Genomic DNA, 11,285 nt, shown 5'->3' with positions numbered 1-11,285 from the left:
GTGGGGTGCATTATAGGGATCACACCATTTAGCGCAAGGCTTTTTTGAATATTATTTTGAAATAACTAGCATCGTTGAAATTCTGTACTAAGAGACAAATGGATCTCCTTATATATGCCTAAAACGAGCAGCATCAAATACTGTTTAAAAAAGTTTCTGTTTCTCCAATTTGGACTAGACATGCGTTAAGCTTACGCTAGTATAGCCGCCCCTTTTATATTGGAGAGCCTCAATGCCTTTTGCTCTTGGCCAACGCTGGATAAGTGACTCAGAATCAGAACTGGGTCTTGGAACGATCGTCGCTTTAGAAGGGAGAACCATTAGTGTGTTGTTTCCCGCAAATGGGGAAAACCGAGTTTACGCTCGCCAAGAGGCTCCAATTACGCGCGTACGCTTTAATCCCGGTGACCAAGTCAACAGTGCCGAAGGCTGGTCTTTGAAGGTACAAGATATAGAAGAAGTTGATGGCATACTTCTCTATGTTGGACTACATAGTGAAACCGGGGAACTGAGTGTTCTAAAGGAAACCTTCCTTGACCACAACATTCGTTTTAATAAACCCCAAGATAGGCTATTTGCAGGTCAAATCGATCGTTTTCGAAACTTTGAATTGCGTTATGACACCCTAAAAAATCGGTTTGAGCAGCAACGATCCGAGCTTCGAGGCCTCCAAGGTCCTCGAGTGAGTTTGATCCCGCATCAATTTCATATTGCACAAGAAGTTGCCGCTCGTTACGCCCCAAGAGTATTACTCGCTGATGAGGTTGGGTTAGGTAAGACCATTGAAGCCGGTCTTATTTTGCACCAACAACTCATTACAGGTCGGGCTAAACGAGTGTTAATCGTTGTTCCAGGAGCACTTTTATATCAATGGTTAGTTGAAATGCTGCGCCGCTTCAATTTGCAGTTTAGTATTTTTGATGAAGAACGTTGCAACAATACTCAATCCGATACTGGTAATCCTTTTGACGATGAACAGTTAGTGCTTTGCAGCCTCGATTACTTAACGGCGAACCCGAACCGTGCAGCGCAAGTCAATGCGAGTCAGTGGGACTTGCTAGTTGTCGATGAGGCTCACCACCTCATTTGGGATGAGCAGCAACCCAGCAACGAATATAGTTTAGTGGAAGCTTTGGCGACAACAATTCCAGGCGTATTACTACTTACTGCAACCCCAGAACAACTTGGCCACGAAAGCCACTTCGCGCGTTTGCGTTTGCTTGATCCTAGTCGCTACCATGACTATCAAGATTTTATACGCGAGGAGTCTACCTACAAAGGGATCGCAGAACTTGCCGCTAAAGTTATTGACAACAACCACTTTGATAACGCTATGGCCAACCAATTGACTGAAGTTTTATCAGAGCAAGATATCGAGCCGCTAATCAGTGTTTTTAACTCGGATTCTAACGCTATAGAGCAGCAGCAAGCCGTTAGGGCTGAGATTTTGCAACATTTAGTAGACCGTCATGGCACGGGAAGGATTTTGTTCAGAAACACCCGCTCGCATGTAAAGGGTTTTCCAGTGCGCTTGCTAGAAAGCTATCCATTGCACCTACCACAAGAATACCAAGAACTTAGCTTTGACAACTTGGAAGACAATCTTCGCCCTCACATCGCCTATCAAACTCAAGTTCCGCATTCCTTGCAAAACTGGTTCGACTTTGACCCTAGAATTGATTGGTTACTTGGATTTTTAAGCGCAAATAAACGCCAAAAGGTATTATTGATTTGCAAGGATGCAGCGACTGCAATGGCCATTGAAGATGAAGCCAGAACTCGAGAAGGGATCCGCGGGACTGTATTCCATGAAGGCATGTCGATACTAGAGCGTGACAAAGCAGCGGCTTATTTTGCGCAAGATGAAGCCGGAGCTCAATTAATGGTGTGTTCTGAAATTGGATCTGAAGGTCGCAATTTTCAATTCTCCCACCACTTAGTCATGTTCGACTTACCTGAGCATCCGGACTTACTAGAACAGCGCATTGGGCGTTTAGACAGAATAGGCCAAGAATTTGATGTTCAGATCCACGTCCCTTACTTCGAAGAAACAGGACAAGCGGCTCTATTACGTTGGTACCATGAAGGGATTAACGCTTTCGAAAGCAGTTGTGCCACTGGAGCAAATCTATTTCAACGTTTTCAAGATAAAGTATTTAACTTTGTTGAAAATAAAGATGGAAGCAGTAGCGAGTTTGAAGCGCTTATAAAAGAAACTAAAGCACAGCAGAGCCTTTTGAAAACCGAATTGGAATCAGGCCGTGACCGTCTTCTCGAAATTAGTTCTGCTGGTCGAACTGAAGTACAACCCTTGCTCAAACAGCTAGAAAAAGATCAAGAATCAACAGCTTACTTGAGCTACATTCTGGGTTTGTTTGATGTGCTCGGTATTCATCAAGATGACCTAGATGAGACGAGTTTATTGCTTCGACCAGGTGAGCATATGTTGGTTGACTCGCTGCATAGCCTGCCTGCAGATGGCGTTGCCGTGACATTTAGTCGTGATATTGCGCTGGCACGTGAAGAACTAAGCTATTTAAGTTGGGAGCATCCACTAATTATATCAGCCATGGATGCTGTACTAAGTACTGAATGCGGAAGCACCTCAGTAGCTTTGCTCAAGAATAAAGCCTTACCCTTAGGTAGTTTCTTTGTTGAATGTATTTACACTTCGCAAACCAACGCCCCTGCCAATTTGGCTATGGATCGATTTCTTGGGCAAGCACCGCTGCGCATACTACTGGACCAGAACGGTCGTGATTTGTCTCAACAAGTGGCATTTGCCACCTTGCACGCGCAATTATCTCCAGTAAATCGACATATTGGTACCAAGTTAGTTGCCGCCTCGCAAGCTGCAATTTTCGAACTGGTTAGCCAAGCAGAGCTTGCTGCCACCACAGTGCTTGAACAAAGAGTTGCTCAATCGCAACAGGAGCTCAATGAGCATCTCGATTATGAAATACAACGACTTGAGGCGCTGCAAGCCATCAATCCTAGTATCCGCAGTAGCGAGATCGTTCACCTACAAGATGTAAAAGATAAGGCGCAAGAGTATTTAAACAATGCTCAACTCAAGCTTGAAGGTTTACGCTTCGTTATTGTTTCTCACCAATAATTGGCATTGATTGATGAGACCAGCCTTTATTTACGCTCCCCCTCAGACCCCATGGCTGAGGGTTGTTTATCAAGACGACACTATCGTCGTGTTTGATAAACCCGCGGGATTACTAACAGTGCCAGGCAGGGCAGCTGAGCATCAAGACAGTTTGTGGCTGCGTGCGGTTGAGCGCTGGCCTAGCATTAAGGTCATTCATCGCCTCGACATGGCAACTTCGGGTTTAGTGTTAATGGCTTTGGGAAGCACATCTCAAAGTCATCTTAGTCGTCAGTTTGCGGCGCGCAGTGTTGACAAACACTACGTAGCCCAATGCTATGGCCAATGCCCCGATAGTGAAGGCTTAATATCGCTAGCCATGCGCTGTGATTGGAATAACCGGCCTCGGCAAGTGATTGATTTATATGCTGGCAAACCGGCACAGACAAAATGGACCTTGTTACAGCAAAAAGAAACTAGTTTCACGGTTCGGTTGCAGCCAATTACGGGCCGTTCTCATCAGCTCCGTTTACACATGTTAAGCCTTGGTACACCCATTGTTGGGGACGAGTTTTACGCCCACCCGCGCGCCAAGCACTTTGCTAAGCGTATGCATTTACATGCAGCCGGGTTAACAATCCTTCACCCAGGCAACCACGAGTCTATTAGCTTTGAGTCTTCGGCAAGTTTTGTCTAAGTTATAGCTTTCCGAATATACTCAAATTTTGTGAACGAATGCCGATAAGATGTAAGTTGCCCTGGCTGAAAAGATCCAGACCGCTATCTCGATGATGAAATTTGAAATGTAAGGAGTGCATATCAAAACGCTATTTGTTTTTGCTTTGGTACTGAGCATGTCAGGTCATATCAGCCTTGCTGCATCAGAACAAGACTACCAATACTATGCGTTTGATGGCGAATTCAAACTAGTTGAAGCGATACAGCCGCCTTTAGGCTCTGTTTGGTTAGATGAAACAAGCCCTAAGAAACTGGGGACTTTATTGTTTGTACCGGCCCCAGAAACCGGCCCCACCAGCCCAATTGAGGTCGACTACTTACGTCGACACATGCCTAAATGGGGCTGGCAAACTATTGCAATCTTACCTCGAACTATTCCCATCGTACTTAATCCCCTAGCAGAAGTCACCAGTGCAGCGAGCGCTACAATGGCGCCCAATCAAGAAAACCCTGACGCAAATGATGACGCGACTGCGGTCGAAAATGAGTCAGAACTCATTACTGAAGAAGAACCAAGTAATGCGGAACAAGCCGAAGATGCGCCTGATAATGTTGAACAACCTGAAAAACCAATAATCGTGAATTGGATACAGTCCAGTTTTGATATGCGAGAGCCAGCATTTGGATTTGAGGTGGTCGTGGTGCAAGCCGAATATGCTGCATTAGTTGCGCAGGCCATCAGCAATCAAGAGCTTGAAATTGATGCTTTGGTGATGATCAATGCCCACATACGCAATATTGAACGCCAAAAAGAGCTTGCTGTTTTAGTTGCTCAACTTGAAATTCCGGTCTTAGACTTAATCTCTGAACCAAGTTTAGAATGGCTAAAGTCTCAGCCAGCACAACGTCTTCAACAAGCTAAAAAACAGCAGAAACTCGACTATCGCCAAGCTACTTTTAGTGGTGCTTCAAGTGGTGAAATGGAGCAACAGCGCTTGAGCAAGTCCATCTATGGTTGGATGCACTCGCTCGGCTGGTATTAGTAATGATCCACTGTTAACGCATACCCCGCTGTTTCTTTATTAGCTCATAAGCCTGTTGGATGTCTTGAGCTTTTTGATTGGCAATTTCCATCATTTCCGGTGGTAAGCCTTTAGCAACCAGTTTGTCGGGATGATGTTGCGACATCAATTTACGGTGTGCACGTTTCACCTGTTGGTCGGTATCTGATTCAGCTACGTCCAGTATTTGATACGCTTGCTTTAACGCGCTTGCACTATCAGCAGCTGTTTGCTGACGACCATGCTGCTGATGGAACTTAAATTCGGCTTCCCAACGCGCTATTAGCGAATCGAGAACTTGCTCGTCGAAACCGAGCGAGCTTGCGACACGCCCTAATACTTCTCGCTCAGCGGAGTCAACTTCGCCATCAGCAAATGCGGACTGCAGTTGAACTTCCAGAAACATTTGCAGCAGATCGTGACGGCCTTTGACTAAAGCGACCAGCACTTCAATTTTTTCTTCTAATGGATAGTCACTTTCTTTACCTTGATTAAACGCTTGTTGCGCTTCATCTCTAATTTCACCGCGCAAACCCATTCTGTCCATCAAGATCGACGCGACTTGGATTTCTTGCTGACTAACTTTGCCGTTGGCTTTGGCCACATGCCCCATCACTGCAAAGGTTGTAATCAAAAATTGCTTTTGGCTACCTGGACTTTGAAATAGACCCACTAAGGCATGGCGTTCCAAGGCCTTATCGAAACGATGTCCTAACCATAACCCAATAATTAAACCTACAAAGCGGCCCGCGGCAAATCCAAACAGAGCCCCAAAAATTTTTCCCCAAATACGCATAATATCGACTGCCTAAGTTATCTATTTTGTCTGAATATTTAGCGCGGATGCAGCAATTAGTATTGCTGCATCCGCGCTAAATATTCGGACTACATTATTATTTCTATTCGTTGATAGCGTCGTTTCACCCAACGCTATCGTGAAGTATTGATACTAGAGTATCAATTGATTGTACTAATCGCCACGCTCGGATTCTGCTGATTGCTAGTTATTTGATGCTATTTGCAGCTCAGCATTGAGTTTTGATAAACGCTCAGGCGTGCCAACGTCAATCCATTTTCCTTGAAGAAGTTCACCGCTGACTTCAGCTCTGGCTATCAATTCACGCAAAACCGGTGCCAATGCCAAAGGACCATCTTTTAAATCAGCAACAACATGCTTGCGATAGATTCCGATTCCACTAAATGTGTAACGAGGCTCATCAGCAACTAATCCATTGACGATATCAAAATCCCCTTTCGGGTTATGCTCTGGGTTATCGACCAACCATAAATGAACCGGTAACGATGTAACAGTTGCGATGAGTTGTCGATAATCAACGTCCGTCCATATGTCTGCATTTACAACTAAAACTTGCTCATCTTCTAGTAAATTCCAGGCTTTCTTAATGCCGCCAGCGGTCTCTAGCGCATCACCCTCTATACTAAATTGTATATTGTAGCCTTGTTGAATATAAGCCTGAACGTGAGCCACTATCTGTTCTTTTAGATACGCACAATTGATGACAATACTAGAAATACCAGCCGCTAATAAAGCTTCAATATGGAAATCAATAAGGCACTTACCATTAACGTTGAGCAGCGGTTTAGGACAGTTGTCAGTCAACTCCCGCATACGACTGCCTCTACCTGCCGCCAAAATAATTGCTGATTTTATTCGTGGACTATCAAAAGACACGATTCGCCTCATATTTTGTTAGCAGGGTATGCAAGTCGCTAAGTTCTGGATATTTTCCACTAACTTGCAACACATAATCCCAGGTGCGAGGAATGTCCTTTAGATAACTTGAATTCTGATGTTGATAGTGCTGTCTAGCGAAGATACCCAAAGCCTTTAAATGCCGTTGTAAACCACTAATATCAAACCAACGCTGCAGTATTTCAGCTTTAACATCAACTAAACGCGGATCTTCTTTAGCATAGTCGTGAAGCCAAGTTGCAACACGCTTTTCTGGCCATGCTATATAGCAATCGCGAAGCAAGGAGACTAAGTCGTAACAAATAGGGCCGATCACCATATCTTGAAAATCGATTACTCCGATTTGGTTCTCAGACAGCATTAGATTGCGACTATGGTAATCTCGGTGCATCGCTACTTGCGGTTGCTGCGTTGCATTCTGAGCACAAACTACAACAAAATCTTGCCAAATTTGCTGCTCAACTATCGATGCTTGGCTATTGCAATGCTTACCGATAAACCACTGCTGAAAAATTCCAAGTTCGCGATCTATAAATGTTCGGTCAAATGACTCAAAGTTCTCAAGTTGCTGAGTGTCGATTGCTTGGATTTTTTTTAAGGTTTGAAGCGCTAAAGCATATGGTTTATTTAGTGGCGAATCTTTTAGTTGCTCCGATAATTGCAGCTCCCCGAGGTCGTCTATCCATAAAAAACCTAAATCAAAATCAGAGGCGTGAATATCAGGCACCAAGATGCCGTGTTGCTTTAGTAACTTGGAAACTAGCACAAAACGTTGATTTTTTTCAGTCTCAGGAGGGGCATCAACCGCAATCATATGTCGCTCAGACACAAGTGTTGCATCCGCTAATTCAAAGCGAAAATAACGACGAGTACTAGCATCATTACCCATAGCTGTAAATTGGAGTACTTTGCTGCTGCTTTGTTGAACAATCCAGGCAAACAATTGCTGCGAGCGGCATTCAATTTTCATTTTTTGTGTTACTCTTCGATCTCAGAATCAGAATGTTTATAAAACGTTGATTCAATGCAAAAGGCGGTATAGGCGGACACTGTAACCACTTGCCCTAAAAATCACAAATATGCAGTGCTTTGTTTCTGTTTAAATCAAGGAAGGCATCAATTTATTATGGCTCGACTGCCAAAACGGGTATTGACTGCGGCCGCTTTCGTAGCAAGTTTTAACGTAGCCGCTGAAATCCCGGTCCAATTTACTCAATGTTTGCTGAACGTTCCTCCCTTGATCGAACCTGGCGACAATGCACTCGATGAAAAAGTAACCATTTACTCTGAGCGCTCCAGCGCAACCTTCGAGAATGATGCAGTATTTGAAGGTGATGTGTATGTCACCCAAGGTAATAAGAAGCTTAATGCCGATCGCACCGTCTACTCACAGCAAACCAATCGACTCAATGGTTATGGAAACGTATTCTTCACTGATGGCTTAATTAGTCTCGAAGGGGATGAGTTTGAAGCACATACCGATACCGATTACGCCAAAGTCATTCCCGCACGCTATCAAATTCACGGGGATACAGGTAATGGTACCGCTGAAGTTCTAGAAGTTTTCGAAAAAAGCGATATTAAAGCAACGACAGCTCGCTTTACCGGCTGTCCACCAGGAGATAAAAGCTGGCATTTACGTGCTACTACTCTTGATATAGACAATGAAAAACAAATGGCCACCGCTTACAATGCGCGGGTTCATGTAGCTGATGTTCCCATATTTTACACCCCCTATTTAAGCTACCCGATAGGCGATCAACGCATGAGCGGATTTTTGTTTCCGACTTTTGCAACCAATACTAAAAACGGATTCGATTTACGCACACCTTATTATTTGAATCTAGCACCCAACTACGATGCCACTTTGACCCCTCGTTTTATGACCAATCGCGGATTGGCAGTTGAGAGTGACTTCCGATATTTATTCGGAAAAAATCGAGGCACTGTTTATCTGGACTATCTCAATAATGATAAATTGGTTGACGATAGTCGCTACTTGTTAGCGATTCGTCATGGTGCCAACTTGACTCCCAGTTGGAACTATAACGTCAATTATACCTCGGTCAGCGACAACAACTATTTTACCGACCTAGGTGACCGCAATGGTTTTGATGACGGAAACCGCTTGTTACAAAAAATCAGTACCTCATACACCTCGAGTAACTGGAAAAGTGACTTAATCGTTCAAGATATGCAGGTACTTGGAAACTCATCTAAAGATGCGCCGTTTATCATTCAGCCGCAGCTTAAACTCTATGGTGATTGGGAGCTGCCACTAGGGAATGTGCCGTCTTTACTTTCCTTAGAGTCGGAGATTATCAACTATAGTCATGATGATGAAACCCGCTACCGAACTAAACGTGTACACATTGAACCCACTTTAACCTTTCCCTACGTTTTACCTTCAGGCTACGTCAGCTCAAGTATTGCCCTTATGCAAACTACATATGATCAGGATATTCGGGATGCCACCAACTCTAGTGGTCAAGCCTTAGTTAATCTTGAAGACGGAATAATCAATCGCACCTTACCGAAATTGTCGATCGACGCGGGTCTAAACTATGAAAGACCGACCGCAGCCTTCGGTAACGCCTATACGCAGACCCTCGAGCCCAGAATTAAGTATCTATATATTCCCTACCAGTACCAAGAAAATATTGGGCTTTACGATACCAGTACCATGCAACAAGATTATTTTGGACTATTTCGCGACCATCAATACAGTGGCTACGATCGCATAGCCGATGCCAATCAATTTACCTTGGGGGCCACCAGTCGGTATCTCAATCAAGGAGGTTCAGAAAAACTGCGTCTTGCATTAGGGCAAATATTTTTCTTACAACAAAGCCAAGTTGTTGAAGATTGGAATAACGCCAACCCTAATTCTCAGCTGGGCAATTCGTCGACCTCGGTCCTCGCATTTGAAGCAGATGCAAATATCAAGTATGACTGGTCCGCGCATTTTGGACTTCAAGTTGATCCCGATGCTTTTGACGTCAACAAAACCAATAGTGCCTTGGAATGGCGCCCGGCTAGTAATCGTTATATTCAGCTAAACCATCGTTTTATTAGTGCTGAAGAATCGTTACGGGTCAACCAAATAGGTACTCATTTTGCGTGGCCATTGAAAGAAAACATTAGCCTTCGCGGTAGCTACAATTACGACACCAATCAAGGACGAAATGTCGATAGCTTTGTTAGCTTACGCTTTGATGCCTGTTGCTGGGCAATTGAACTTAGTTACGTGAACACCCTACTCACCAGTTACAACTCTGATAATAGTAATCAAGGTGAAATGGATAAGTCCTTACAATTCAAATTTGAAATCAAAGGCCTTGGTGGTAGTAATAGCCTAAGTTCTCCATCAGAAAGTCAAAAAATCAAATATGGTCAGCCATTTTATTTAAATGACTAGGCCTGTGCTAAAATATTCGGATTTTCCGTCATTCTCAATTTTGGAACTACAATGAAACAAATTAGCAAACTGCTGTGTGCCGGGATGATGAGCCTAACAGCCCATGGGCTTATGGCAGAAGAAGTTGTCCTGGATCGCGTTGTTGCCATCGTTAACAATGAAGTGATCACCGAAAACGACATGCGAGTGATGCTTGGCAGTATTGAACAAACAGTCGCAAGTAATCAACAAGAGCTTCCCGACCCAGCCGAATTAAAGCAGCAAGTCACAGAGCGCCTAATCCTGGATAGTTTGCAAATGCAAATGGCGCAGCAACTTGGGATCCGAGTTAGCGACAGCCAATTAGATGCAACGATTAGTAATGTTTTGCGTGAGCAAAATAAAACTAGAGAACAAATCACCGCTGAATATCAACAAGTGGGTTTAAGCTTCGCTGACTTTAGAGAGCAAGTGCGTACCGAGTTAATTACTGGTGAACTTAGCCGCTCTCAGGTTCGACGTCGCGTCAGTGTCAGTGATCAAGAAGTTGACGCTTTAGTTGAACTTATCGATAGCCAGGGACGCGACACCATTCGCTATCGTGTCGGAAATATTCAAGTCGACACCGATACCTCCGATGCTCAAGTACAGTCAATTCTAGAGCAACTTAGAAATGGTGCCTCATTCAATCAACTCGCACTAAAGTATTCTATTGGCCCTCGAGCAGTTGATGGCGGAGACTGGGGCTGGATGACGCTCAACGAGATGCCAACTGTATTCGCTGAAGTTGTAGAAAATCAAAAGAAAGGCAGCGTCATAGGGCCATTTCGCTCAGGTGCAGGCATTCATATTGTCAAAGTACTTGACCTCGAAGGTGCTCAGACCATCGCAATTCAAGAAGTGAATATCCGTCACATTTTGGTCAAACCATCAATCATTCTGAGCGACGAAAAAGCCCAGCGCATGTTAGACGGTTTTAGAGCAGAAATTATTGCTGGAGACAAAAGCTTTGCTGAATTAGCCCGTAATTACTCCGAAGACCCAGGCTCAGCTGTGCGTGGCGGTGAACTTGGTTGGGCAAATCCAAACGTCTTTGTTCCTGAGTTTCGAGAAATGGCCAATAGTTTGCCACAAAATCAATTGAGCGAGCCGTTTCGCTCGTCATTTGGCTGGCATATTCTTGAAGTGTTAGGTAAACGTGAAACAGAAAATGCAGATGATGCAAGCCGTAACCAGGCTTATCAAATGCTGTTTAATCGCAAATTCAATGAAGAAATGCAAACCTGGCTCGACGAGTTGAAGGATGAAGCTTACATCGAGATTTTAAGTGACCCATCATGA

Annotated in this window: 8 protein-coding genes; 5 read left to right on the top strand and 3 right to left on the bottom strand. The window is 44.1% G+C overall.

The window, feature by feature from the left end:
- Positions 1-232: 232 nt before the first annotated feature.
- The 3 genes from rapA (at position 233) to DBZ36_RS18035 (ending at position 4,815) form a co-directional block, all read left to right on the top strand.
- Entirely contained in the window at positions 233-3,115 is a 2,883-nt protein-coding gene (gene rapA, locus DBZ36_RS18045) for an RNA polymerase-associated protein RapA (protein ID WP_120356359.1), read from the top strand.
- 13 nt (positions 3,116-3,128) lie between these two features.
- Positions 3,129-3,791 carry a pseudouridine synthase gene (locus tag DBZ36_RS18040; RefSeq protein ID WP_120356358.1) on the top strand — a complete coding sequence of 221 codons (663 nt, stop codon included), beginning with the start codon at positions 3,129-3,131 and terminating at the stop codon, positions 3,789-3,791.
- A 157-nt stretch (positions 3,792-3,948) separates the two neighbouring features.
- Positions 3,949-4,815 carry a DUF3530 family protein gene (locus DBZ36_RS18035; RefSeq protein WP_120356357.1) on the top strand — a complete coding sequence of 289 codons (867 nt, stop codon included), beginning with the start codon at positions 3,949-3,951 and terminating at the stop codon, positions 4,813-4,815.
- A gap of 13 nt (positions 4,816-4,828) precedes the next feature.
- On the opposite strand, the gene djlA is transcribed toward DBZ36_RS18035, so the two are convergent.
- The 3 genes from djlA to DBZ36_RS18020 all read right to left on the bottom strand — a co-directional run bounded on the left by djlA (position 4,829) and on the right by DBZ36_RS18020 (position 7,517).
- Positions 4,829-5,629 (bottom strand): co-chaperone DjlA, encoded by an 801-nt coding sequence (gene djlA / locus DBZ36_RS18030; protein WP_120356356.1) that lies wholly within the window; start codon positions 5,627-5,629, stop codon positions 4,829-4,831.
- Between the two features lie 204 nt (positions 5,630-5,833).
- Positions 5,834-6,538: an N-acetylmuramate alpha-1-phosphate uridylyltransferase MurU gene (gene murU / locus DBZ36_RS18025; RefSeq protein WP_120356355.1), complete on the bottom strand. Its 705-nt coding sequence runs from the start codon at positions 6,536-6,538 to the stop codon at positions 5,834-5,836.
- On the bottom strand, positions 6,516-7,517 hold the full coding sequence (locus DBZ36_RS18020) for an aminoglycoside phosphotransferase family protein (RefSeq protein ID WP_120356354.1): 1,002 nt from the start codon (positions 7,515-7,517) through the stop codon (positions 6,516-6,518). Before DBZ36_RS18020 ends, murU begins: the two co-directional genes overlap by 23 nt.
- A 156-nt stretch (positions 7,518-7,673) precedes the next feature.
- Here DBZ36_RS18020 and DBZ36_RS18015 point away from each other — a divergent pair, with 156 nt between their 5' ends.
- A complete protein-coding gene (locus DBZ36_RS18015; RefSeq protein ID WP_120356353.1) occupies positions 7,674-9,965 on the top strand; it encodes an LPS-assembly protein LptD in 2,292 nt (763 codons plus the stop codon).
- Positions 9,966-10,016: 51 nt separating this feature from the next.
- Entirely contained in the window at positions 10,017-11,285 is a 1,269-nt protein-coding gene (gene surA / locus DBZ36_RS18010; protein WP_120356352.1) for a peptidylprolyl isomerase SurA, read from the top strand.

This window comes from Alginatibacterium sediminis, from assembly GCF_003610775.1.
Lineage (GTDB): Bacteria > Pseudomonadota > Gammaproteobacteria > Enterobacterales > Celerinatantimonadaceae > Alginatibacterium > Alginatibacterium sediminis.
This window is presented reverse-complemented; position numbering and strand designations above follow the sequence as displayed.